Below are 26,306 nucleotides of genomic sequence, written 5' to 3' on the forward strand. Positions count from 1 at the left end.
ACTCGCTCATTCTAGCTTTGCGGTTAGGCAAGCGCTAGTCGCTTGCCCGTATGCAAGCCGCTCGCGGCGGCCTGCGATAATGAATGCGTGATACCCGAGCAATCGCCTGTCACATACAGATTGGCGATAAGGGATTCAAAGTCCTCCGTCGTGTCCAGCATAGGCGCGTAGAACTTGGCATCGACGCCATACACAATCGTATCCTCATCGACAGTTGTTCCGAGCAGCCGCTCCAGTGCTTCAATGAAAGCAAGCGATATCCGTATATAGCTATCCGGCAGCTCTTCAATGAGATTGCCCCAATCCGCCTTCAACGTCGGCTTGATGCGGTTGCTGGCACCGCTGGATTCCGACGTTCCCCGCCTTTGCTGCAAATCGCCCAACCGCTGAGCGACGATGCGGTCTCCCCCGCGATTGATCACGCCAATAATCTGACGCGCGAGGTTATCGGCTTCTTCAAGCGTAGAGAAGTAACTCGGCACGAACAAAGTAAAATTCAAATTCGCCGTCCCCTCGCCCTGCTCCCGATAATTTTGGCCGTCAGCCATGACGAGGCCGTCTTGGAATTTCCGTATGACTCTGCCGCTTGGATTCATGCAGTAGGTCGTAGCGGATAGCCCCTCMCACTCGTATCGCAGCTTCGTTTCGAACTGATCTTGAAGAATCGCGTCTAGCTGTCCTCCGGACATTTCGAATCTTAGGCCGATATCAAGCCTTGCAAGCTGCTGGGAGATGCCTAATGCTTTGCATTGACCGGACCACCATTCCGTTCCGCTTCTTCCCGTCGAAATAATGAGTTTCTTCGTGATTATTGGATCTCGGCCAGCAATCGTTAGCTCGAAGCCATCTGCATGCTGGCGAATCAGACTGACCTCCGTCTCAAAAAGGAAGGAGATGCAACGCTCCAAATCCTCGAACATCGCCTGCAGCACCTCATTGGAAAGCGCTGACCCTAGATGTCTCGTCTTCGTTGCAAGCACATCGAAGCCCGCTTCGCTTGCTCTCCTTGCGAGCGAAGGATTTACGGTGCTATACGTGGCCGCTTGTCCTGCTCCACAACTGCATAATATATCGTCAACCTCGTTCATAAGCTGCAAAGCATGGTCATACCCTACTTTCGCCTCGAGGTCTCCTCCAAAGTCGTTCGTGTAGTTGTACTTCCCTTCCGACTTGCCTAAGCCTCCGAAGCCGACGTACTTCGCGCAGGCGGTGCAGTTGCAAGCTTCACCCTTATCGAGCGGACAATTCCGTTCGTTGAGCCGTTTTCCTTTATCGATCATTAATACATGCTTGTTTGCTGCAGCGAGCGCATGAGCGGCGAATATTCCGCTAACCCCTGCGCCTATAATGACAACGTCGAACAACGATGTTCCTCCCCCGGTGCATGCCGTCCGCATTGTATTTCGGACGATTCCTTTGTTATATTTGGATTATACCGATATAATGCAAGTGGGGCTAGTCAAAGGCTGCCCTTATACTATAGAACGCGCAGGTGACTACAATGATTGAAGTAAAGACATCACAGCTCAGTAACGGAGAATTGAATAGAGGCGTATTCGCAACAGTCGATATCCCCCAGGGAGTCGTTTTTCATCAAGCACCCGCACTTCCTTATCCGAACGAGGAACATGTACACTTAGAGAAAACGATTTTCGCCGATTATGCATTCGAGTTCGGCGAGAACCACTCCGCCTTGCTTCTAGGCTATGGAATGTTATTCAATCACTCCTATACGCCTAACACGCACTACGACCTTAATTTCGATAATCTCACCGTAGATTTCTACGCCTTTACCGAAGTTAAAGCCGGAGATGAACTGCTGATCAACTACAATGGCGAAGTTGACAACGAAGATCCGCTTTGGTTCTATGAAGAGCAGGCGGCTAAAGAAGCAAAATCCGAATAAATGATAACAAGGAAGGCCGATCCGCATATGCTGCGGGTCGGCCTTCCTTTATAACGAATTAGTTGAACCGATAGGTCCAGAAGCGCTCCGTGCCGAACCGCTCCTCCAGCTCCTTATAGCTTAGCTTCTTGTCGCCAGTCCCTTCTGGCGGCGGAAACTGCGAGCGATGCGCGGAGATCGAGGCCAGCTTGGCTTTCAAGAAAGGTTTAACGTCTTCAAAGACATCGGGACTTCCAATCGCTTCTTGATGGTTCTTGGAAAAAGCGATGCCGTACACGACCGGCCGCTTCTCCTTGGGCATTGCCCCTATGATACGAACGACGGCTTCGCCGCAAGCATCATGATCAGGATGAACGCTATAGCCAGGGTAGAAGGTAATCACGAGTGACGGGTGCAGCTCCTCGATAATGGCGGCAATCGGCGCGTCCAGCTTTGCATGCGGCTCGAACTCGACCATCTTGTCGTGAAACCCTAGTAAGCGCACATCTTGAATGCCGATGACTCTGCACGATTCTTCAAGCTCCAGCTTGCGTACGGCCGGAAGCGTCACCCGATTGGCAAAGGGAGGTACGCCCATATTCCTCCCCATCTCGCCGAGCGTCAAGCACGCATACGTAACCTGCGCGCCTTCGTGAATATACTTAGCCAGCGTGCCCGACGTCGAGTAAGCCTCGTCGTCCGGATGCGGGAATACAATGAGAATGCGATCATGCTTCATTGTTCACTTCACCTCTCCCTTTAGAACGGCGTACGGCTGAGCTGCAACGCCACAACCAGCTTGCCTTGGCCGTCATGCCCTGCCATAATAAGCCGCTCCGTATCGCTTTCTTCATAATGAGTAAGCCCTTCGGAATAGATCCAACCGCCTTCTGTCTTCAATCCTACGCGATAAGGCCCGCTGCCGGCGATCGATCCGTGGGAATATCGGATAACCGCATTGCTGATGAAGTTGGCCGCCGGATGCCTAGAGCTATCGAAGTGACTCGCATAAGCGCCGGACGTCATCTCCAAGTGAAGATACAAATCTTGATCCTTAAGTTTATCGATTGCGCTTTGAACCGTCCCTGGATGGATTGGATTCATCGTCGCACCTCCATATCTCATACTTGAATGAGGCTTGCTATACAAATTATAGTTTAACACATTCTAGGCCGTTTCTTCTCCCCCTCCTACCAACAATAAAGCCGCTTCGCCTCATGCAGAGGGAAGCGGCTTCTCTTTCTTATACGCTGCCAAGCCAAATGATGCTGGCGGAAGCGCTTGTGATCAGTTGGTTAATCAAATTCGGATAAATAATAGTTGGACTAAGCTCAATTGCCGGCTGGATGGTACCCGTTGGGAACAAAGGCCGAACTTGCAGAACGTCGCCCGCGGCCAATCTTACGATGACGGAAGCTCCTATGCTTGTAATCTGTTGATCTTGGAAAGCAGCAAGGCCGGAGGTCGTAGAAGGAACTAAATTATTGTTCACGAACAAGCCGAAAGCACAGTGGGTCTGCCCCGGGATAGGCAGGAATGATACTTGCCAACTCAGTGAGTAATCCCCGGCAATAGGAACCGTAATCGAAGTCGCTGTCGCCGTTATGCCTCCCACGGCTATGGAGCCTGCCTGATCGAATTGATTGAATCTCACAAGATCACCTGGCACCAAATGCTGGGCACCCGTATCGAAAACACTCGCATAGACCGGTGAGAAGGTCCCCGCAGGTCCTTGAATCCCTTGAATCCCTTGTATGCCCTGTGGTCCTTGGGGTCCTGCTGGCCCTTGAGGTCCCGGAGGGCCTGGAGGCCCGTTCTCATTAATAATCGTGTTGATATTGTTGATTACGTTAATAATCGTATTCATTTGCACGGTCGTCATCGTAATATTTTCAACAGTCAAGAACAACTGATTAATAACGATTTGGACTTGAATGGATTTATCCAAAATCGACGTTTCGATCTCATCCAGCAATCGGATAATCTCTCTAACCAGCTTTAATAGCAGTGAAGTGTTGCATAGACGGTTGCGTTTCAACCAGTCTTCTATTCGTATCATTTGCACGCGCAATGTACGGTTGCTAGCTAGACTGCTCTCACTTAGCGCACTCGGGAGGATTCGTTCAATTGATCTCAATACGTCTATGAGTCTGTTCACTTCTTCGAAGGGCAATCTAGTAGAGCAATGATGTTTCTTCTTATGCTTACATCTCTTGCTTCGCTTCTTCAACCCCCTCAACTTGGCAATCGATTTAGTAACGGACACCTTTCCACCTCCTGTGTAATCTCTTATACACTATATGAAGGTAGAATAGATTCGTCGTCCGCCCTTGTCCCTGCCTTTCATAATTAGGCTGCTATAATTCCATGATATTGATAGCGTATTGATAGCAACCCCAGCTATTCATCGGATACGCCTAATGCTTTGTTCTTTTCTTTAAATCTCTCATTATGCGACGATACATATGCCATCCTTGGCGCTTCGGGATCCATATACCGCTTGGCGCTGTTAAGCGCTAACGCCGCATCGGTGAACGCTCCTGCAATGAGATTGAGCTTGCTTTCGTAATTGGCGAAGTCGCCCGCTCCGAAGATGCCCGGCAGGTTCGTCTCGAGCCTCGGACTGACGAATACGTTCCAATCGTCCATATGAAGCCCCCAATCCTTAATGCCGCTAAAATCAGACTTCAGCCCGTGGTTGACAATAACCTCGTCAACCTCCACCTGACGCGACTCCCCCGATTCGATATGAATGATCGTCACACGTTCAATCGTCTTTCCGTTACCGCTATATAGCTGGGTTACTTCATAAGGTGTGAGCACATCAACAGACGACTCCTTCATCCGAACGATGTTTTTCTCATGTCCGCCGAAGTGATCGCGCCTATGCACGACCGTCACCTGAGCAGCGATCGGCTCCAGTTCATTCGCCCAATCGACCGCGGAATTTCCTCCGCCTGAAATAAGCACGCGTTTCCCTCTGAAAGGCTCCAGCTCCTGCACCGTATAGTGAAGATTGGACACCTCATAGCGTTCAGCCCCTTCCAGCTCCAGCTTCGCCATCCGCAGAATGCCCCGACCGATAGCCAGAATGATCGTACGCGTCCAGTGCCTCTCACCCGTTGCTGCTTCCAAAATATACGTACCATCGTCTTGCTTCTCTAATCCAATAATATGCTGTCCGAATACGAGCGTAGGGTCAAATGTCTTCGCCTGCTGCGCCAATTGATCGATTAGCTTCTCGCATAGAATCGGAGTTACGCCGCCGACATCCCAAATCATTTTCTCGGGATAGATGAGCATACGCCCCCCGAGCTCTTCCTTTGCCTCGATCAGCTTCGTTTTCAAGTCTCTCATGCCGCTATAAAAAGCAGTATACATCCCCGCAGGGCCACCGCCGATAATCGTCACATCGTACAATTCAAGCTGCTCAGTCAATTGATGTCCTCCTCCAGCCGGCTCCAGAAACGTCCATGCTATGATAATCATTATCAACACAATTGTAGCTTTGGCTGCACTACAAAAACAATGGACAAAATCGACTGTTGCTTTGTACAAAATGAGGGGAGCGGAGCTATCAGTCGCAAGCGAAAGAGAAGTTACGCTAATGCTCGTAATATATCATCAATCTTTTTGCCATTGGAAATAATGCCATTGTTCATCCAGGTCAGAAAATCAACCTCGTAAACACGGTTGTTGCGTACGGCGGGCAGCTCGCGCCACTCTGGTTGCTCCAACAGTTCTCTCTCCGCGCCTTCTGCCTGGCTGTGCCACTTATCGAAAGTAATAAATAGATGGTCAGCGTTTAACGCGCCTAGGTCCTCTCTAGAGAGATTGAACATGCCCGGCGCATTCGCTTTAGAAGCTACGCCTACAGCGGAATGCGAACGCAAGCCAACATCGCCGTAGAGAACAGTAGAAACAAAGCCGTGTCCTTGTTCCGTATATTGAATAATGTGATCCGCCGAGATACGCAAGAAAGCGACCGTTTCTCCTTTCATGGCCTGACTAAGCGTATGGCTCGCGCTCCGGGCTTTGGAATCATAATTCGCGATTGCATCGTCAGCGAGGTCCGTCCGTCCGAAATAGTCGGCGACGGTACGCAGCACCTTCCGCCAATTGTCGCTTTGCTCGCGTAGGATGCACGTAGTGGATATACGGCGGCACTCCGAATATTGCTGTTGTTCATAGCGATCCATGAGCAGGATCAAGTCCGGCTTATAGCCGGAGAGAGCGTTGAAATCACCGCTATGCTCATCGAACGTCGGAATGTGGCTTAAGCCCAAGTAGTCCTGTTTCCCCCACTTCGCATGCCAATACTGGACGATAGGCTGCATATCAAGTGCCACTATGAAGTCCTCCAAATAAGGCGCGACTACTCTAAGCTGTCCCTTGCGGCTGCGTCGGTATTGTCCGGGCGATATGCCTACTGTCTGCTTGAAGCGGCGATTGAAATAATATTCATTGTTGAATCCCGCATTCAGCGCAATATCAAGCAGCTTGTCATCGGCGCTTGCCAGCCACTTCTTGGCTTGATTGATCCGTACTTCATTTAAGTATTGGAGCGGCACCTGACCCGTTGCCTCTTTGAACAGACGGGTATACTTCCAGCGATCAACACCGGCCAGAGCAGCGAGCTCCTCCACGGTCAGAAGCTCACGGTAATACTGATGAATATGCCGCAAGCTCAGCTCTACCCCATGCCGCTCGCCGTCCGTTCCCTTATCCTCATCAGCAGCAGGTCGATTTTGGCGGAATAGAAACAGCAGCAATTCTTGAAATCTCACAAACCGTTGGAACCGTTCGAGCTCGTCGCTTGCCCCTCGGAGCCCATATAGCTCGTCGAGCAGCTCCAGCGTCTTCGCGAACGGCGTGAAGGCTAGCTCTTGCTTCTCCGGCAACAGGCTGTACGCACCATCATGGCCGCTCGTTACGAAGCACACTCGATAATAACTGAAGCTCGAAGCCTCTTGATCAATAGATAGGGATTTCCCAGGCCTCCGCAAATAGCATTTACCTTGTCCCGTCCCGTTCATTATGAATATCAGTTCAAAGCATTCCTCATCGTTTCTATCGCTGTTTTCTAGTTCTCCTCGATCCGCTTGTTCACCCGCTGGGATCAAGTCGATTGATTGCAGCACATATTGGACTGAGGGAGCAGCTTCAGCTTGTTTGCCCTGTTGAATATCCATCGTCAATATCAACCGCCTTTTAATTGATATTCATTCTCAATGAATATAGTGTAAAACAAAACGAGCCGCTCATCAACTTTTGTTGAAAAGCGGCTCTTGCCCGAACTTTTAATTGCTGCTAGGACGCCAGCAATCGAAGCAAATCATCCATCTTCAAGCCGTTGGCTGTAATGGCTCCCGTCTGCCAATACGATCTCTCTACGGGATATACATGGCCGTTCTTAAACGCAGGAACGGTCTGCCATAACGGATCTGCCTTCATTTCCTCAAGCGCCTTCATGTTGCTCTCTTCCTCCCATGTGCCGTTGGACGGAAGCAAAATAATATKGTCCGCGTCAAGCTCCGGAATGACCTCCTTCGATAAGACGATATTGCTCTCCGTCATCGCCTCGGCGAACCCCGGCGCCTTTAGGCCAAGATCCTCATACAAGATTTGTCCAACAAACGTGTTGTGAATGCCGAAAATGTTAATCGATTTGTCAACGACGTTCATCCGCAGCACGACAATCTTCTCATCGCCGATCGCGGCGTTCAGCTTCGCCTTCACATCGACAATGCGTGCCTCATAGTCAGCGAGAACTTGCTCCGCCTTGTCGCTGAGACCAAGCAGATCGGCGATTAAAGTCAACGTTTTGCGTGAATCCGCAAGTACGTCGTCCGGCAAGCGGAACGTCGGCGCAACCTTCGAGTAAAGCTCGTATTGGGCCGCATCGACCTCGCCGGCACCGATAATCAAGTCCGGCTCAGCCACGAGCAAAGCTTCAATACTGCCGGTCACATCGAACAACGGCACTTCCAGCTTCAAATAATCCTGCTTGCCCCACATAGGGTTATAATATTGCACAATAGGCGTTACCCCAAGCGCAACCAAATAATCTTCGCGATAAAGAGCACTGACCCGCTTCGGATCTGTCGGTATCTCTACCTCTCCGAATCCGTCGGTTACGACGCGCGTTTCTTTCTCGGCTGGCACTTCACTTGGCGTTGCCGTTGCCTGTACTGGCTGTTCGGTAGTCGCATTGCCCGCCGCTTGCTCGCCTGCCGCGCCGCAACCTGTCACCGTAATCATTGCCGCCGCAATGAGCGATATCCATCCTGTCTTCATAAACCGCCGTCTTGCCATGACTAAATCCACTCCCATAAGCTTTATGTTTTGCAGCAAAATAATTCATTCATTTATAATGATAATCATTATCATTTTGCTTGAATAGATTGTACCTCATTTCGGATTGCATGCTCAATACACATTCTCTACGACCGGTTTTATACAAACTCGCCACTTTCTTATCGACAAAAGCAATCTAATCAAAAAAAAGAAACCCTTTAAGAGGCTCCTCTTTCCTATCACCGTTATGAGGTGTGTTGAATCAGCTCGGGAAGCATTCTGAGAAGCCGTTCGATCGTATAGGCATCCCCGCAGTTCCATTCGTTCTCGTCCACCAGGTAGACATGCCCGTTCCGCACCGCGGGAAGGCTTTGCCACAGCGGGCTTGCAATCGTCTGCTCCATCGCCTTTCTCGAGACGGGGCTGCCCGGAAGCAGCATGAATATACGATCGCCCGCGTATTCCTGAAGGCAGTCCTCCGTAATTTCTTTGTACGCCCTGTCCGCTTGAAGCACATCCTGTACCTTCCGTACGGGGGAAAAGCCATCCGGATGATACAGCACCGACGTTAATCCGATATTGCCCATTACGAATAACCGTCTGCCCCGATGATGCACGAATACGGTTGCCGTCTCTCCGGGACGGATATAAGGCTGCAGTTGCTGCCACATCCGCTGCGCATTACCCGCATGATGGCTGAGCCACTGCTGCGCCTCCCGCTCCTTGCCGAACCACTCTCCAAGCGTCAACAGCCTCTCCTCGAGCGGGCCATAGGAGTTGTAGGTAAGCGTCGGAGCTATCCGAGAGATTTGCTCATATTCCCTCTCGTCTTCCTTATCGAATATAATAAGATCCGGTTTCAGCGACGATACCTTCTCCGCATTGAAAGGACGCCCCTGCTTCCATAGGTCGCCTCCAATGGGCTGAATGCCAAGCGACAACAGATCTCCGATCGTCTCCCCGTAAAAAATAATACGCCTCGGCTGATCTGGTATCGTCACCTCATGTCCAGCCCAATCTCTCACCCGAACTCTTCGCCTCATCGCTAATGCATACTGTCTAGGCGACATGCCTGTCGTCTGGCGGAAGCGGCGATTGAAATAATATTCGTCCGCAAAACCTACCCGCTCCGCAATATCGCGCAGCGATTCGTCGGATTGGAGCAGCCATTCCTTGGCCCGCTTAATCCGCAGCTCCGTCAAGTAGTCCAGCGGCTTCTTGCCCGTTAATTCCTTGAAGACAGCCGAATACTGGCCGCTCGGAAGCGAAGCTTTCACCGAAAGCCACTTCACCGTTATTTTGTCCGTATAATGGTCCTGCATATATTGAATTGTTCTTTCTACAGCTTGCGTGGAGCTGGTCTTGCTGTCCGTCACGAGATTATGCTCCAATAAGAAACCTATCAACTTCAGAAACCGCATATTATTTTCGAAGCTCGGCATTCCATCCTGATCGCTTCTGCCGCTATATAGCTGCTGCGCCATTTCTATCAACTGTGACGAAGGATAGACGCGCAGCTCGCTCCTGCCTGGAAACAAAGCCTCTTTATATGCTGCTGGGGTCGCCCATGAATCGATGAATGTAACCGCGAATTGTATGCGATAATACTCGAGTGCCAAGCCGTCTTTTCTTTCCAACTGGAAAGAAGATCCGGGAATGAAGAGAAACGCGCTTTGGCCGGCAAACAACGACCTCTTGCTGTCGCTGTACAATTGCCCTTTGCCGCTCTTGTTAATTAGAAGGGTATAGGTCTCCGTCGTTTCCTCCGGCAGTACCGTACCCGGACGACAACTTAGCAGGTTGGCATCAAGTAGATGAAAGGACAGTGACCGCAGAGGCACTGCTGGTGTTGCTGGCGCTGATGGGTAGTGCATGTCGGAACCTCCTTTTATTAACTGAGAATTATTATCATTTACATGATTATAGCCGATAAAAAGAAGCTTTTCAACCGATGCCGGTCAAAAAGCTTCTATTGTTTACCCTATGCTCTCGTGCATGGCTTATTTGCTTGCCATAGCCTTAGGCAGTTCTTGAATGAGCCATTCTCTGGATAGAGCGTCGCTACCTGCTTTGAGAATATCGAAGTTGTAGACGTAACCGTTCTTCACGCCCGGAAGCTTCTTCCACAGTTCGCTATTCATAAGATCATTCGTATCCGACTGCGCCTCTGGATCAACCGGGTTCAAGATGAAGATCCGGTCTCCCGCATATTCGGACATGACTTCAGCCGAAATTTCCAAGAAGCCCGTCTGCTGATCGATCAGCTCTTGCACCTTGTCTAGCGGCTTGAAGCCGCCTTCTCCATATAGGAATTGCGGGAGTCCCGCGCCTGCCATAATGAACAAGCGATTGCCCGGATACATCGTGAATACCGATGCCGTTTCGTTCTCCTTAAGCCCGCTCTCTGCGCGCAGCTTCGCCCACATATCGGCTGTCTCCGCTTTGTTCTTCGCAAGCCATGCTTCTGCTTCTGCCTTCTTGCCAAGCATATCACCAAGGATCGGCATTCTCACCTCAATCGGATCGAAGGAGTTGAACGTGACCGTTGGCGCAATCTTCGAAATTTCTTCATACTGCTTCGCGTCGTCGTTCGAGAAGATAATCAGATCCGGTTGAAGCGCCAACCCCTTCTCCAAGTTAAACGGGAAACCTACATCTTCTACGGATGCGATTTTATCGTCAAACGATGTCCCTTCATTCTTGAGGACGCCGACCGGTGTTACGCCAAGCGCCAGTACGTCGCCTGTTACTTCCCCGTGATAAATAACGCGCTGCGGATTAACCGGAATTTCTACCTCGTGCCCCGACCAGTCGGTGAATGCGCGTGTCGTCGCTTCCGTCTGCTCCGGCGCCGCCGTAGCAGGTGTCTCGGATGCTTGGCCGCCGTTTGCCGGCGCTTTATTATCCGAATTGTTAGCGTTGTTGCCGCATGCCAACAATAGTGCCCCCATCAAAACAATTACCGCTAATAGCAGACTTGCTTTTTTTGCCTGTACCATTTTTGATACTCCTCCTTGTTCTTTCCCCTTTACTTTGATAATGCTTATCATTATCATTGAAAATAGTAACTAATTATGTTCCTATACTCAATGGACAAAACAAATGTGTCACTCTATTTTTGTACAAAAATCATCCAATGAACTTTAATCCGAATTTGAGAAATGAGCGTGATCTCTATGACCGCTGCTGCTAATAAAGGGAGAACTACAGCCTCCCATACTTTCTATATGCCTGTTAATCTATTCGAAATAGACGATCTCGTCGTCCCTTACGTATCGCCGAACGCTATCATTCTCATCGTATGGGGCGGCGAGGGCGCCCTTCTCGTCGATGGGCATGAGCATGATCTTTCCCGCGGCACCGTATTTCTATCCGATGTTCTAACACAGATGGAGCTGCGGGTAGAGTCTCGCTCCCCTCTCCGCGGTATCGGGATCGAGTACCGTTGCTTGACTCCAGAAGGTTCCAGCCCCGAAGGCTTGCATCATCCGATTCCTTTGCAGCGTGTTCCTGCCGGGCTATTAAGGCCCGCCGGGGAGTTTAAGCATATTTGGATGGAACCGCAGCTTAGCTCCCCGTTCCAAGCGCAGCAGCTGTTTGCGCAATTGCTGCAAGGGCTAAGTGAGGAGCTTGCAGCAAGACAGCAGCCTTCCCATTCTTGGTTCGATCAATCTCTTCATTATATGGACGCCCATTATAATGAAGAGCTTACACGGGAGCAGATGGCTGAGCAGGCTGGCGTCAGTCCCGAGCACTTCTCGCGCACGTTCAGGAAGCACACAGGCCGAACCTTCAATGCCCATCTTACTTTGCTGCGAATTCGCAGCGCTCAACAACTACTCTTGATCGGCACGCCGAATTTGAATACGCTGGCTCTACAGGTCGGCTATAAGGAAGGGTTGTATTTGAGTCGCAAATTCAAGCAGTCGGTCGGACTGTCTCCAACGGCCTATCGACACTCGCGCAAAAATATCGTCACGCTGGATTCCAACCATACGGCCAGTCTGATCGCTTTGGACATTACCCCCGAGCTTGGCGTCTATACATCCTGGCTGGAGCAACTCCACAGCAAGAAAAAAATGAAAAGCCGACAAAAATTCAACCCGTACATCCATACCCCCGCCACCTATTATGAGGCGCTAGCCTCCGTACGGCCCGATCTGATTATCAGTTATAGCAATGCCGAGGTAAATAAATCATTGCTTCCGCTCGCACCGGTCATGGAGCTTCCTCTCATGACGATGAGTTGGCGAGATCAGTTCCTTCTCATCGCCGATATCGTGAATAAACGGCTAAAAGCCGAGGACTGGCTGGCTAAACATGATCAAATGATGGACGTGGTCAATCATCGGTTGGACCGCGATTTGGGAGCCAGAGGCACCGCCATCGTATGGGAGATCGGCTCGCATGCAGCTTACTGCTTCAGCAGCAGCTTCGGCAGAGGCTGCCAAATCTTATACGATGATCTCGGCTTTCAGCCTCCTGGCAAGCTATTGGAGCAAGGAATTGCCGCCAAAGGCTATATAGAGGCTGATATCGAAGCTATAGCTTCCTACCCTGCCGATTATATCATCTTTACCTCGATGCCTTCTTGTCCGGATAGCCGGCTTCGTTTTGACCGACTGCTCCGTTCTCCCAAATGGCGAAGCTTAGATGCGGTTAAGCATAACAGAGTCTACTATTTGAATGAGCCTGAACTCTTTTATGGATACGACCCTCTCTCCACGCAAGCACAGCTTCAGGAGCTCTTGCATGCCTTAACGCCACATGAGATAAACCTCTATCGAGGTCTTTCGAAGATGAGCGACCGCGTTTAAAGGTTGGTTTATTCGCCATAGGAAATTCCGACTCGCTTTAACGCTTTAGCGAACTTAAACTTTTCTATGTGGTCACAAATATRCATGAACGGACATCATTTGAAGCCATAGTCATATTGTCGTTTACGCTGTAGAGTGTAACTGATAATGATTATCGTTATACACAAGGAGGATATCACATTGTTTTCTGCTCATAACCCGCTCAACAGCAAGCGCCACCTGATCTTTACTTTTTCCCTGCTAGTCATAATGATGCTTGTCGTCTCCGCTTGCGGAGCAAGCAACAACAATAAGGCTGCTGACACTGCAACTAACGCTCCGGCTGCTCAAACAGATGCGCCAAAAGATGCTGCACCCGAAGAACCAACCGTCAAAACCGTCAAGACGGCAAATGGCGATATCGAAATACCGACCCACCCCAAACGGATTGTGGCCGAGGAATATTTGGGCAGCTTGATTGCCTTGGAAGTCATTCCAGTGGGCGCTCCGGGACTTACATTGGAAAACTACTATTTTAAAGACTCGCTGACTGGCGTTACCGATACGGGAGCTTATGGCCAACAAAACGCGGAAAAGATTATTACTCTCGATCCCGATCTCATTATTACCGGCAATCCCGATAGCTACGCGGCGCTAAGCAAAATCGCACCAACTGTCGTTATTCCTTACGGCGATCTCAAAAACGTGCATGAAGAGCTGACCTATTTGGGTGAATTGCTGGGTGTGGAAGATAAAGCAAAAGCTTGGCTCGAGAAGTATGACGGGCGGATAGCCGCAGCCAAAGCCAAAGTCGATGCCGCTATTCCAGCTGAAGCTTCCTTCGCCATCATGGAGGACGGCGGCAAGTCGACGTGGGTATACGGAGACAACTTCGGGCGCGGCGGCCAACCGGTATATCAGGCTCTAGGACGCAAACCGCCTGCCGCAGTCGCGGACGAAATCATGGAGAAGCAGTGGGCGGAAATATCAACCGAGCTGCTCGACCAGTACGCTGGAGACTATGTCATTATGACCTCCAATACGCGTACGCTTGAGGACTTCCAAGCTGACCCGATCTGGAGCAAGCTTCCTGCCATAAAGAACGGACATTTCTACGTTTGGCCTGAAGCGCGTTCGTGGTATTATGACCCGCTTGCTGTCGTTGCTCAAACGGAAGAGCTTGCTGAATGGCTGGTTAGTCAAGGGAAATAACATATTAAACGAAGAAGGAAGGCCTGTTTAGGCCTTCCTTCTTCGTTTGTATCTCGCCACTCTCTGGATACATTAGAATGGTTCATTACGGACTCCGGTGACCCTAACTGCTGCATCATTAGCTACATACAACCGTTGCGGACTCCGTTGCACCTAACGAACCGAAAATAGCCTCTTGAACGATCAACATCGGCAGTTAGCGTCATCTGTGTCCGTAAGCAGCCAATTTTGTCTAGAAAGTTACCTTTAGAGTCGCCTGTGTCCGTTAACGTGTAGAAAGCTGCCTAACTTCCCAGCAGCTCTCCGACGAGCTGTCGGATCAACTGACCAAACTCATCTTCTTGTTTACCATCAGTAATAAGAATACATCGCTTGGAATCTTGCAACCTCATCCTGCAATCCCAGATCTACCATTGCGTCCGTCAAGGTTTCCATAAATCCATCGTCATAGTCGATTGGACCCAAGTTAACATCCCGGATCAAAGCTAGTTTTTGCGAATACGTTGCGTGCTCCAGCAGCCTTGTCAGCTCACTCGCCATCATCTCTTCATCGACCGCCAAAGGAGGAAGAAGCTTTCCTGCATCGGAAGGAACAACATTCGTCACACCAAGCTTGTCCATCGTCGGAACGACTATCGACTTCTCCCTTTCTAACGCAACGTTCTCGGAGTAGCGATACACGTCTTCGATGATCGGCGGTTTGAGCGTTTCCTCAAGCTTTTGAACAACGGCTTGCTTCTCCAACCGGTCCTCCTCCATCTCCTCGATACCGTACTCGAGCTCTAACTCTTCCCACATTTCGCGTTCGCTTTGCAGATAAGCCTGTTCATCCTCATACCCCATGAAGAGCAGGGAGGGGTCTTTCATCACAATTCGCATAAACTCACGAATGTTATTGGCAACAACTACCGCAGGCTGATCGAAATTCATTGGCGACACCATCACAATCGGCGCCTCTTCCAGATTCACAGCCGACCCGAAGTCGGTCAAAAATCCAAAATGCTCCCCGTCGCCCCCTGTCCAGCCGAACGTAACCACATCGACAGGCGAATTAAAATATCCGCTATGTCCAAGCGAAGGATAAAAACCTACCACATTCCAAAGCTCATAGCCTTCTTTGGCCAGCTCCGCTTCCACGTCTATCAATGCCTTCAGCGTCGGAGGAACCTCATACTTTCCGAAGTTCACCGCCATGCTTTCCTCCTCGGTAAGTTCGGGCCTCTCCTGCTCCTCCTCCACCCCAGGTATGCCCTCGGCCGGATTTCCTGAATTGATAGTAAGACGATTCGCAGCTTGATCGAAATCAATAACCGCATTCGACATTTGGATAAAAAGACTGGACTCCAGATAGGTCGATCCCTTGATGATTCTCATGTACTCGTCGTCATTCTCTATGTCCCCTACAAATAAAGCAGTATGGAAACCAATAAGATCAGCGGATTGGTACGATAAAGAAATCGTCTTATCCTCCCACTCAACACCCCATCCCATCTGTTCAAAAACAGCTCTCAACGGAATAAACAGTTTTTCCCCTTCCACAAAAGCTTCTTTCTTCACCTGCAGCGGATTACCGTYGATGAATATCGCAATCGCCTTCGATGAGTTTCCCTGACCATACGCAGGTTGGAGTGCTGTGAACGTAAGCAGTAAAACAAATAACAACGTCAATTTCATTGATTTCATAACATAGTTTGAATACAAATCTTCATCCTCCTAAGTCTCATTACTTAATAAACGTATTCTGCACGCGCTCGGATTTAAGGAAGTAGGGAATCCAGATCGCGCAAGTTATTGCTGAACGAACAATATCGGTAAACGAGCTGCCCGTCTCCATTTCTCTAGCAAGCGGAATTTGATAAACAAGGATCGTATCTATAATACCGACCGCAAGGCTGGCACTGTAGAAAATAATCATAAGCTTCGGCAGTATGGATTTACGGGTATAGAACATCACCAGTACGAAAATACAGAACAACAAGAACGCAATATTGTATGCGCCTTCGAACACGATAATCGGCCCCCAAAGAGCGTGATAGAGCTCAGAGTCCTTCGAGGTCAACACTCCCCAGGTATCTGGTTCAAACGCCGGCAAGTTGACGCGAAAAATTTGAACAAGCAGCGTAATCATAGTTAATTACAGTCCGATTTGCACCAAAACAAGCCACCCAGCTAAACCTTTAACGCCTAACGGTAAAAGCTTTGGTTCGCTAGATTGCCTTCCTACATCCCGATTCTCCAAATCATTCATCCCTCAACATCCCCCAGTACATTCATTTATCCTGTTAACCATTATTCGCGCTAAATATGTAATTTCCTTTCATTTCCTTTACTAACAATAAAAAAAAGCCCAAGTTACGGACACGAAGGATGCTTAAACACAAAATATTCATCATTTCACGAAGTTGCGGACCGAGGGAAGCTTAACAACTCCTTTTTCAGACAAACCAATACTGTATGCTGCCGTTAGAGCCCAGTGTGTCCGTAAGAATGGAGAACGGCGAAAAAATGTACTATTAAGGTCACTGCTGTCCGCAAAAAAATAACCCGGCCGCCCTCCCTATCGGAAGACAACCAGGTTATCCATATCCTTGTTTTTCACTTACCCCTTAACCGAACCTGCAGCCATACCTTCAACGATGCGGTCGCTAAGGAACAGGAATGCGATCAGAATCGGCAAAATACTAATCATCAGAGTAGCGCCAATCGCGCCCCAATCGGTCGTGTATTGGCCGATAAAGTTTTGTACGCCGACTGTAAGCGTCTTGTAGGAATCCGAGCTAATGAACGTATTGACGAAAATAAACTCGTTCCAGTTATAAATCATGTTAATAATTGAAGTGGTTGCAATAACGGAGCCTGTCATCGGCAATACGATCCGGAAGAACATCCGGTTGACCGAACATCCGTCAATGACCGCCGCCTCTTCAACCTCACGCGGCAATGCATAATAGAACCCGAGCAAGATCATGATCGTAATCGGCATATTGAATGCGACATACGTCAGAATGAGCGACAGCGGATGGTCGATCAGGCCCGCCTTATTGAACATGCTGAATAGCGGGATAAGCGTCGAATGGACAGGGATCATCATCGCAACCATGAATAGGCCGAGGACAAGCGAGCTGCCCTTCCACTTCATTCTTGTTATGGCATAAGTCACGAGACTGCCAAGCACGACAGTAAGCGCAGTTGCCACAACCGTAATCCAAACGCTATTCAAGAAATAAGTATCGATATTGCCCGCGCTCCATACCTTACTGTAGTTTTCCCAGCGCGGGTTCGTAGGCAGCGACAGCGGAGGAAGATTGAACACTTCCTGATTGCTCTTAAGAGAGAAAAACAGCAGCCATACTAGCGGAAACAGCTGCAATGCGGCAACGACAATCAACACCATATATAACAGCGCGTATCCGAGCTTAAGCGCGAAGCTTGAACCCTTTTCCTTCGATACGCCGCCAAGTTGTCCAGCGGTTGTGCTCGTCATGAGGCTTCCTCCTTACTTATGAATATTGAATCGTATCTTTCGTAACGGTCAGCTTGCGGATGATCCATGTAGCGATTAGGCAAATAACGAGCAGGAAGAATCCTACTGCACTTCCGTAGCCAAAGTCATAAGCACGGAATGCTTCGTGATACATGTAAGAGGCCATGACTTCGCTTGAACCGTTCGGTCCGCCGTCCGTCATGACGTAGATCAGATCGAAATACTTCAGCGAGCCGACTACGGATAACACGATCGTCACTTTAATAACTTCCATGGCGAGCGGAAGCTTGATTTTGTAAGCAATTTGGAACGCATTCGCGCCATCGATCTTCGCCGCTTCTTCCAGCGATGTCGGGATGTTCTTAAGCGCTGCATAATAGATCAGAATATAGAAGCCCGCATATTGCCATAGAATCGGGATGAACAGAGCGAACAATACAAGCGATGGCTCTGCCAGCCATGCGGGAGGATTAGCGACCCCAATAGATTCTAGAAAGCTGTTCATAATACCGTTGGTTGGGTGATAAATTTTGAGCCAAAGTTGCGCGATCGCAACCGAAGACAAAAGCATCGGAATCAAATAAATTTTGCGGAACAGGTTCGCCCCTTTGAGGCGTGCGGATAATACCATAGCAACAACTAAGTAGAGAATAAGGCTGAGACCCGAAAACACGGCTAACAGCAGGGAATGCCCTGCACTGCTCCAAAACTTGTTATCTTGAATGAGGGCGCTGTAATTGTCCAGCCCAATAAACTTCATAGCTCCGATCCCGTTCCACTCGTTAAGGCCGTAATAACCTGTCAGTACGATTGGAATGTATACAATAGCCAAAATTAATATTAGGGAAGGCAGAACGTACAGTGCGATCATCTTTTTATTCGACATTACCTTATCCAAATCGGCCGACTCCTCTCTCTTGGGTCATAACGCAAGAGGCCGCTTATCCGACTGCAGCAGCCGGATAAGCTAAGCTCCCTCAAGTTTCCTTGCTGTCTGTGCGACCGCTTATTTCTTTACGGCAGCGTCATGCTCTTGCGCGAACTTCTCAGGCGTTACAGCTTTGCCGAACAACGATTGAATCATGTTCAGATGAGTTTCAGCTGCGTTAGCCGGCATTTGAACGTCTGCGAACAAAGTAATGCTGCTTGCTTGATTCATTTCGTTGAACAAGTCGATGTAAAGCTGCGGAAGCTCAAGCGCTGATGTGTCTACTTTCGTAGCCGGGATAACGCCTGCACCGGTTACGGATTGCTCGCCCCACTTCGTTACGAAGTATTCAACGAAAGCTTTGGACTCTTCTTTCACTTTGGAGTTTTCAGCAACGAACAAGCCTACGCCCGGTCCGCCTACCCAGCTGTTGATGTCGCCTTTGCCGCCTTCTACAGTAGGGAACTTGAAGAATCCAACCTTGTCGCGGAACTCTTGGGGAATGTCGGCGTTTGTCGTCCAGTTAGGAAGCTCCCATGTGCCCATCAGATACATAGCCGCTTTCTCGTTCGTGAACTCGGATTTTGCCTCTTCGTTCGATAGGCCATTGAAGCCTTTCACGAATGCATTACCGTCAACGAGCGATTGAACCTCGGTTGCAGCTTTCATCAGATTTTCGTCTGTGAACGATGTCTCGCCTTTGATTGCCTTGGACAATGTTTCTTGACCTGCGAAGCGGTCAGCCATGTACATGTACCACAGCGATCCTGTCCAACGATCTTTGTTGCCTAGAGCGATCGGCGCTACGCCGTTGTCGCTAAGCGTCTTTACAACTTGCTTGAATTGATCATACGTTTGCGGAACTTCAAGCTTGTATTTCTCGAAGATCGCTTTGTTGTAGTAGATTGGAGCAATATTGAACTCTAGCGGAAGCGCATACGTTTTGCCGTCAATAGCATAAGCTTCTGTCGTTCCTGCTACGAATTTACCGTTCAGCTCGCCGCCCAGCACATCGTCAACCGGAGTGAACAGGTTACCTTCAACATAAGGCTGAAGGAAGCCGGCTGCCCATGTTACGCCTACGTCAGGAAGCTGGTTGGAAGCTGAAAGCACTTTCAATTTGTTTTTATATTGCTCGTTATCCAATACCTCTTGCTTGATGGTTACGTTCTTGTGCTCAGCTTGATAGTCCTTGATAATTTGGTTAACGATTTTATTTTGACCGGCAGATACACCCTCTGGCCATAAATGCATGAAGTTGATTGTTACTTTCTTGGAATCGCTTTCAGTAGAGCCCCCATTAGTCGAGCCTTCGTTGTTAGCGCCATTATTACCATTGTTGCCGCAGCCTGCAGCTACCATTGCCAGGCAAAGCGTCGTCATGAGCGTGATAGACCATTTCTTTTTGAACACGTTTACAACCCCTTTTCTATTGGTGTTTGGTTGGTTCGTATTGCTTCAAAATAATTGTAGCAACGCGGCTGCAACGTGGTAAGGCTATGTGAATTGGGAAAAGTTCTACTTTTATTGGATTGTCTCTTCCGAATGCGCGACGCTCTTACGATATTGTCCCGGGCTCATCCCTTCGATTGAGCGGAACACCTTCACAAAATACTTGGCCGTCTGGTAGCCGACCTGATCGGAAATTTCGGCAATCGTCTGCCTCGTTCCAGACAGAAGCTCCTTCGCCCGCTGCACCCTTTTGCGCGTCAAATATTCGCTGAACGTAAGTCCCGTCTGCTCCTTGAACAGCACGCTGAAGTAGCTGGCGTTCATATGGAGATGGTCCGCAATATCGCGCATGGAGATCGGCTCATGAAGATGATTGTCAAGGAACTGTATAGCCTCTTGCACCTGCGAGCCGTATTGCTTGCCTTGACGGACCGTCTCCATCAGCTTCGGATCCACGAGCCGCTCCATTCGTTCGACCCGATGTATGTCTTCTTCCCGCTTCAGCGCCAGCTCTACCGCTTGAACAAGCTTAGTTTTGTCCAGTGGTTTCAACAAATATTCCACTACACCAAATTGCAGCGCTTTCTGCGCATAATCGAACTCTGGATGACCGGATATAATAATAACGACAGGCGGGCGCTCCATTCCCTTCACTCTCTCCACGAGATCAAGACCGCCAATCTCGGGCATGCGAATATCCGTTATGAGCAGATTCGCTTCATTTTCCCCTAGCCACTCCAACGCCTCAACACCACTTGCCGCCGTTACGATTTTGTATCGGCCTGCCGCCCAAGCTTCCAGCGACTTGCGAATACCTTCTCTCGTTCTCGGTTCGTCATCTACGACTAATATCGTTTTCATATTAGCTCTCACTCCCATATTCATTCGGTATATCAAAAGCAATCGTCGTCCCGCGGCCTTTCTCGCTGCGAATGACGAGTCCCTCCGTATCCGATTCATAATAAAGCCTTAATCTTCGGTCCACGTTGGCAATTCCGACTCCATTCCCCTTGGCGGAGCGGTTGATGCCGCTTTGCATGGACGCGTACAACTGCTGAACCTTGTCCGTATCCATACCCGGACCGTTATCGGTCACTTCGATTCGCGTGTAGCCCGTGCGAACGGATGGCATCACTTGAATCTCGACGGTTCCAGGTCCAATTCGCTGCTCAACTCCGTGCAAAATCGCATTTTCCACTAACGGTTGGACAAGAAGCTTCGGAATTGGCGTCCTGCGACAAGCATCGCTTGCAACGATCTGCCAGGACAATCGATCGATAAGCCGCATGTCCATGATTTTGAGATAACGTTCCGCATGATCCAGTTCATCGCTTATCGTTACCCATTCATCGTCGTCTGGACGGGCGATTACATACCGGAAAAGTCCCGACATCGCCACGACAACCTGCGACAGCTCCTCTTCCCCTTTCTCATCAAGCGCCCAATAGAACGCTTCCAACGTGTTGAACAAAAAGTGGGGATTGATCTGCGCCTGCAGCGCCTTAAGCTCCGTTCGGCTTTGAATGATTTCTTTCTGATAGACGACCTCTATCAACTCATTCAGCGAAACAACCATCTGGTTGTACGTATTGTTAAGCTCGTTAATCTCCATAGAGGATGTCGATACGTCGATCGGCTTCAGCGTCCCAAGCTTCGCAATGCGCATCGCTTTGATGAGATTTAGGATAGGCCGGGTAATCATCGTCGATAAGATAAAGGTGAAAATAAGGAACAGCAGTCCGCCCACCATAACGGATACGATAATGGCAGTACGCAAGATCGATATGCCTTCCGTTGCATACTTTACGGGCGTTAAGATAATGATCCGCCAGTTCGTTTCTTCCGACTTCTTCTGCACCGCGATGTATTCCTCTTCATCGATCTGCACCGTTTCTTCACCTTGCTCGATCATCGAGCCGATATCGAGCTTCTTCGAGAAATCGGATGCGATGACTTGACCAGAAGCATCCACAAGTCCCATCGATTCGCGGGCATCGTCATCCCCCTCCTGCTCCGAGTCCGTCAGCTCGAAGTAGCTTTTGTCCATATGGACCATCAAATACCCGGCATGGGAGAAAGACTTGTCGATCAGCCGGACATGCCGGATCCCAATAACGACATTCGGATATCGCGGATCCAAACCGTACCACACAAGCCTCCCCTTGCCCTCGTCGGCAAGCCTAATCCACTCCTCCGACACTCGGCTGTCCAAACTCATGTCCGTAAGCGGCAAAAGCATCCGATAGTCTGTTGTGAACAGCTCTAGCGATTGAATGCCAGTCGCATAAGGCGTATACTTGCGCACTTCCTGCTGCAGCAATTGTCGCTCCTCGAAGCTGATTTTCCGCCCTTCAACCTCTTGCGTCAGCAAGCGTTGAATCGTCGCGTTCGTCGCTACCTGCGCAGTCAGCGTGTCGATCTGCATCAGCAGCGCATCCAGCTTGCCGGATGCTTGCACAGCCGTCTGCTGGATATGCTTCTCGGCATTGTTGCGAAGCAGGACCGACACCTGATCATACGTAAACAAGCCGACAGAAGCGAGCACGATAACCATAACGACCATGAATCCGAGAAAAATCTGGTTGCGCAGCGTATTCAGCGCATTAAACTTATTCATAAAAACAAACCTATTCAATCGACACACTCCAATCTCCGTTCAAACCAGCGGTGAAATCCAGGTGACAGCTTCAGTCCCTCTTAATTGTTTTGAAACTTAATATACACAATTAAGAGCAGAAAATGAAATGCTAACAACAAAAAAAGACGCATCTCTGCGTCTTTCTCGCTCTTGAAGTGATAGGTGTGTTAAGCACGCCTGACGATCGGCTCAGGTGAAATGACGAATTTGTTTAGTGCGGTTTCGGCGGTACGAAGCCCATTTTTCCAAACGATACGCTCAGGCGTCCGGTCGTAGATGAGATCGCAAATATCGCTTGCGCCTGTCAGAAGGAAGTCGGCAGCGGAGCCGCAAGCGAGCGCACCATATTCCAGGTTAAGCGCCCTCGCCGCCCGCGTCGTGCACATCTCCAGCAGCAGAACCGCATCTGCTCGCGTACCCATATATGCCGTCTGTCCCAGCAGCAACGCAATGTCTAGCGGATCGCCTTTGCCGAACGGCGTGAACGCATTGCGAATATTGTTCGAACCGAAGCACACGTTGACCCCTTCCTCCAGCAGCAATCTAACAGGAGTAAGACCTCTGCGCGGTTTATACGAGTCACCGCGGCCATTTAGGTAGAGATCCGTCGCGGGAAGCGTTATGACATGGATGCCCGCAGCCGCCATCTTGAAAGCAATAGCCCTCGCATCGTCCGACTCCATTGATCCAAGCGACGTCAGATGCGCAACTGTCACCCTTCCCTGCAAGCCGTATGCAATCGTCAAGTCGGCAATATCGACGATTGTGCGATGGGAAGGATCATCTGAGAAATCAACGTGAAGATCAACAGGCAGACCCGTTTCCTCAGCCAGCTTAAATATCCATTCTAGATGATCGCGCGCATCCGTATCGTTATACGGAATGCCGCCTATCGCATCAGCGCCCATAGCGACCGCTTGCCTCATCAGCTCCTCAGTCCCCTCCTGCTGGAAGATCCCCTCCTGCGGGAAGACAACAAGCTGAATCGTCATAAGCGAACGATAAAGCTCCTTCAACTGCAACGCAGCCTCCATACTAAGCAGACCAATGATCGGATCAACCTCAACCTGACAGCGCAGATGCGTAACACCAGCCTGCATGCTTCGCTCGATGACGGCAACCGATCGCCTCATGATGTCTTCAAACGTGTAATCTTTCTTAAGCGCCGCAGTCATGCCAATGGCATCGCTTAAGCTGTCCGCTTCGCGGCTCATTCGCTGCGTCAGAAAAGCCTTATCCAAATGGATATGCGATTCTACTAACCCCGGCAGCACTAGCCTGCCCGCCGCAGTTACCGTTTCCTTCGCACGAACCGTATGCTTCACGCCATCATAGAAACGGCCATTATATGTTATGATTCCGTCCTTCACGCCAAGATCGCGCAGCTCTCCGGTGAATGGATCGGTGTATCCGCTAACCCAAATGTCGTAGTCCATAGTTGTTTCCCCCGGCACGCTCGTTTTAATTGTTAGCTGCAAAGAAACAGCTTGCCCCATTTCGCCGCAAGCGGCACTCCTCGAGCGCCAATGCCTAGCTTGCGAAAGCTATGCCATACGGTAGCCGAGACGGAATCGATGACGGCCACGCCGAACTGTTCTTCAAGCTGGGCAGCCATAGAAGCCGCATGAAAATTCGTGCAGACGACCGCGAGCGCCTCAACGCCTTCCACAGCCGAAGCCTCTTCCATCATTAAGCGAATACCGGTTTCCGGCACGTAAGCGAAGTCCTTATTTACGGAAATGCCGCTCATACGCTCAACTAGACATTCATATCCCAGCTCGCCGTAGCGTTTGCGAATCATGCCGCTAACGTCCGCCGTATAAGGCGTTACGAGCCCTAGCTTCTTAACGCCCAACGCTTCGAACGCTTCTATAATCGCAAGCGCCGAAGTCGTAGCCGGAATGCCCGTCTCTGCTTCAATCATGGCGCATAACTTACGATCCTTCTCCAAGCCAAGCCAGCTTGCGGAAGTGCCGTTCCAGACAATGAGGTCGACGTCGGCATCGGCAAGCAATGCGGCGGCAGCCAGCATCGGCTCATCGCGGAATTGGTCGTTCGCCTTGTCAGAGAGCGCAATCTCTCTGACAATGAAACGCGAGAAATGAACGGAGACGTCCGGAATATCCGCAATGATCCGATAGGTTATCGGTTCTAGTATCGTATTGGAAGATGGCGTAAGCATCCCTATCTTAATCATATCTGCAACCTCCCAAGCGGGAATCAAATCTATTATCAATCCACTTATCTATTGCGGATCATACAAAACGAAATCTACCATCATGCCGCAGCCTTGCACCCATAGTTCACGGTTAGCCTCAACGACTGTAACAGCCGGCTTATGCGCTCCGGCGAACAGCTCTGACCAAGCCTCCATCGCGCCGGCATACATACCCAAATCGGCGAAGTACAGATTCGCCTTAACCGCCTTCTCTAGCGGTACGCCTGCTGCGTCGCAGATGCTGCGCGCCTTGGCTATAATGAACGCCATCTGTTTCTTGCCTGCGAGCCCGAAGTATGGAAGACCGGGTGTTAGCGACGCTTCCGCCGCTAGTCCGTTCGCCGCCGTTGCCATTAAACCGCTAATGTAAATGAGATCGTCAGCCCGCATCGCTGCGGACTCATGACTCTTCGGCGTCCATCCGCCGCGAATCGGCTGGCGCAGATGCTTCGCTTCCGGCAGCAGCAGATCAAGCGATACTTCCACCCGGCAGCCCTTCGCCCCCAGTTCAACATGGGGCACAATCGTGCGCGACGGCGCTTCGAACTTGTCCGGAAAATACTTGCTCCATACGTCTTCAAAACCAACGAAGTCATTCGGATCAGCCAGAAACACATGCGCCTTAACCGCCATATCCAGGCTCGTTCCTGCCGCCTTGGCTACCTTGCTTAGCTTATCCATCAAGTATTCGGCTTGCTTCCGGATCGGAAGATCGCCCCAGAACAGTCCATTCGTCCTTGCATCCGGCGCAAGCGAAGTAATCTCGCCTTCCTGCCCAGGCGCTCCCCAATTCCCTTGCCAATCGGTTGGAATATCCCCCGACAGGAACACCCAATTGCCAAGCTTAACGCCTTCGGCAAATCCGGGTCCAGGCTTCGCGACATCCGGCGCAGATACCTTCTCCAACACTTGCCCCTCTTCTGGCAGCAAAGCGGTGAAGTCGACCTCCAATAGTGCCCCTTCAACAAGCAGCTGACGCACGCCAATCCCCGTACTTGGCGGACTAAGCTTCGTGAAATAGCGGTTCTTGCTCTCGACATACCGTTTATTGTTGACGGTCAGATCGCCAATTCGGTATCCCTCACGCTTCATGTCCGTTACATACCATTGATTCGCGCGAACGATATGCTCCGGCAAATATCCAGCCGCCGCAACGATATCCTTCACTCGCTTATACACATAATCCGCTTGCTTCGCGACAGGATCGGAGTAATACGGGAAGGAAGGATGCACCTGCGCCTCCTCCGCAATTCCGCTCGTCAAGTCCGAAGCGGACTGCCCGGATATGAACAGCCAGTTGCCGGCCTTCACAGCAGGGCTATATGGAATAGCCGGCCTTGGCATGCCTTCCGGCCAAATTTCTTTAATCGACATTTATGATCGCCTCTCATTCTCT

Annotated in this window: 22 protein-coding genes; 3 read left to right on the top strand and 19 right to left on the bottom strand. The window is 50.1% G+C overall.

The window, feature by feature from the left end; translation table 11 throughout:
- Window positions 1–23: 23 nt before the first annotated feature.
- Entirely contained in the window at window positions 24–1,364 is a 1,341-nt protein-coding gene (locus tag AB4Z33_RS09235; protein WP_442049657.1) for an NAD(P)/FAD-dependent oxidoreductase, read from the bottom strand.
- A 137-nt stretch (window positions 1,365–1,501) separates the two neighbouring features.
- Between AB4Z33_RS09235 and AB4Z33_RS09240 the strand changes: the two genes are divergently transcribed.
- Entirely contained in the window at window positions 1,502–1,906 is a 405-nt protein-coding gene (locus AB4Z33_RS09240) for an SET domain-containing protein (protein WP_442049658.1), read from the top strand.
- Between the two features lie 58 nt (window positions 1,907–1,964).
- Here the strand turns inward: AB4Z33_RS09240 and bshB2 are convergent, their stop codons facing one another.
- The 8 genes from bshB2 to AB4Z33_RS09280 all read right to left on the bottom strand — a co-directional run bounded on the left by bshB2 (window position 1,965) and on the right by AB4Z33_RS09280 (window position 11,181).
- Window positions 1,965–2,624: a bacillithiol biosynthesis deacetylase BshB2 gene (gene bshB2, locus AB4Z33_RS09245; RefSeq protein WP_442049659.1), complete on the bottom strand. Its 660-nt coding sequence runs from the start codon at window positions 2,622–2,624 to the stop codon at window positions 1,965–1,967.
- 20 nt (window positions 2,625–2,644) lie between these two features.
- Window positions 2,645–2,989, bottom strand: a complete 345-nt coding sequence (locus AB4Z33_RS09250) for a YojF family protein (protein WP_337100318.1) — start codon at window positions 2,987–2,989, stop codon at window positions 2,645–2,647.
- 139 nt (window positions 2,990–3,128) lie between these two features.
- Window positions 3,129–3,944: a hypothetical protein gene (locus AB4Z33_RS09255; RefSeq protein ID WP_442049660.1), complete on the bottom strand. Its 816-nt coding sequence runs from the start codon at window positions 3,942–3,944 to the stop codon at window positions 3,129–3,131.
- A gap of 341 nt (window positions 3,945–4,285) precedes the next feature.
- Window positions 4,286–5,323 carry an NAD(P)/FAD-dependent oxidoreductase gene (locus tag AB4Z33_RS09260; protein ID WP_442049701.1) on the bottom strand — a complete coding sequence of 346 codons (1,038 nt, stop codon included), beginning with the start codon at window positions 5,321–5,323 and terminating at the stop codon, window positions 4,286–4,288.
- 161 nt (window positions 5,324–5,484) lie between these two features.
- Window positions 5,485–7,077 (bottom strand): helix-turn-helix domain-containing protein, encoded by a 1,593-nt coding sequence (locus AB4Z33_RS09265; protein ID WP_442049661.1) that lies wholly within the window; start codon window positions 7,075–7,077, stop codon window positions 5,485–5,487.
- A gap of 118 nt (window positions 7,078–7,195) precedes the next feature.
- Complete coding sequence (locus tag AB4Z33_RS09270) at window positions 7,196–8,200, bottom strand: ABC transporter substrate-binding protein (protein ID WP_442049662.1); 1,005 nt, start codon at window positions 8,198–8,200, stop codon at window positions 7,196–7,198.
- A gap of 227 nt (window positions 8,201–8,427) precedes the next feature.
- Complete coding sequence (locus tag AB4Z33_RS09275) at window positions 8,428–10,056, bottom strand: ABC transporter substrate-binding protein (protein ID WP_442049663.1); 1,629 nt, start codon at window positions 10,054–10,056, stop codon at window positions 8,428–8,430.
- Between the two features lie 126 nt (window positions 10,057–10,182).
- Window positions 10,183–11,181: an ABC transporter substrate-binding protein gene (locus AB4Z33_RS09280; protein WP_442049664.1), complete on the bottom strand. Its 999-nt coding sequence runs from the start codon at window positions 11,179–11,181 to the stop codon at window positions 10,183–10,185.
- Window positions 11,182–11,343: 162 nt separating this feature from the next.
- Here AB4Z33_RS09280 and AB4Z33_RS09285 point away from each other — a divergent pair, with 162 nt between their 5' ends.
- A complete protein-coding gene (locus tag AB4Z33_RS09285; protein ID WP_442049665.1) occupies window positions 11,344–12,999 on the top strand; it encodes an ABC transporter substrate-binding protein in 1,656 nt (551 codons plus the stop codon).
- A gap of 180 nt (window positions 13,000–13,179) precedes the next feature.
- On the top strand, window positions 13,180–14,190 hold the full coding sequence (locus tag AB4Z33_RS09290) for an ABC transporter substrate-binding protein (RefSeq protein ID WP_442049666.1): 1,011 nt from the start codon (window positions 13,180–13,182) through the stop codon (window positions 14,188–14,190).
- 351 nt (window positions 14,191–14,541) lie between these two features.
- Here AB4Z33_RS09290 and AB4Z33_RS09295 read toward each other — a convergent pair whose 3' ends face one another.
- From AB4Z33_RS09295 to AB4Z33_RS09340, 10 genes are all read right to left on the bottom strand, one after another.
- Window positions 14,542–15,873: a stalk domain-containing protein gene (locus AB4Z33_RS09295; RefSeq protein WP_442049667.1), complete on the bottom strand. Its 1,332-nt coding sequence runs from the start codon at window positions 15,871–15,873 to the stop codon at window positions 14,542–14,544.
- Between the two features lie 40 nt (window positions 15,874–15,913).
- Window positions 15,914–16,318: a DUF2569 domain-containing protein gene (locus AB4Z33_RS09300; RefSeq protein ID WP_442049668.1), complete on the bottom strand. Its 405-nt coding sequence runs from the start codon at window positions 16,316–16,318 to the stop codon at window positions 15,914–15,916.
- Window positions 16,319–16,789: 471 nt separating this feature from the next.
- A complete protein-coding gene (locus tag AB4Z33_RS09305; protein ID WP_442049669.1) occupies window positions 16,790–17,674 on the bottom strand; it encodes a carbohydrate ABC transporter permease in 885 nt (294 codons plus the stop codon).
- Between the two features lie 16 nt (window positions 17,675–17,690).
- Complete coding sequence (locus AB4Z33_RS09310; RefSeq protein WP_337100338.1) at window positions 17,691–18,572, bottom strand: carbohydrate ABC transporter permease; 882 nt, start codon at window positions 18,570–18,572, stop codon at window positions 17,691–17,693.
- A gap of 108 nt (window positions 18,573–18,680) precedes the next feature.
- Window positions 18,681–20,015, bottom strand: a complete 1,335-nt coding sequence (locus AB4Z33_RS09315; RefSeq protein ID WP_442049670.1) for an extracellular solute-binding protein — start codon at window positions 20,013–20,015, stop codon at window positions 18,681–18,683.
- 111 nt (window positions 20,016–20,126) lie between these two features.
- Entirely contained in the window at window positions 20,127–20,915 is a 789-nt protein-coding gene (locus tag AB4Z33_RS09320; protein ID WP_442049671.1) for a response regulator transcription factor, read from the bottom strand.
- Between the two features lies 1 nt (window position 20,916).
- Window positions 20,917–22,671, bottom strand: coding sequence for a cache domain-containing sensor histidine kinase (locus AB4Z33_RS09325; RefSeq protein WP_442049672.1), 1,755 nt, complete (start codon window positions 22,669–22,671; stop codon window positions 20,917–20,919).
- 188 nt (window positions 22,672–22,859) lie between these two features.
- Window positions 22,860–24,128, bottom strand: a complete 1,269-nt coding sequence (locus AB4Z33_RS09330) for an amidohydrolase family protein (RefSeq protein ID WP_442049673.1) — start codon at window positions 24,126–24,128, stop codon at window positions 22,860–22,862.
- A gap of 32 nt (window positions 24,129–24,160) precedes the next feature.
- Entirely contained in the window at window positions 24,161–24,889 is a 729-nt protein-coding gene (locus AB4Z33_RS09335) for a maleate cis-trans isomerase family protein (protein WP_442049674.1), read from the bottom strand.
- A gap of 48 nt (window positions 24,890–24,937) precedes the next feature.
- Window positions 24,938–26,284 carry a RidA family protein gene (locus tag AB4Z33_RS09340; RefSeq protein ID WP_442049675.1) on the bottom strand — a complete coding sequence of 449 codons (1,347 nt, stop codon included), beginning with the start codon at window positions 26,282–26,284 and terminating at the stop codon, window positions 24,938–24,940.
- Window positions 26,285–26,306 lie beyond the last annotated feature (22 nt).

The organism is Paenibacillus sp. 2TAB19 (genome assembly GCF_052115185.1).
In the GTDB taxonomy this organism is placed as follows: domain Bacteria; phylum Bacillota; class Bacilli; order Paenibacillales; family Paenibacillaceae; genus Pristimantibacillus.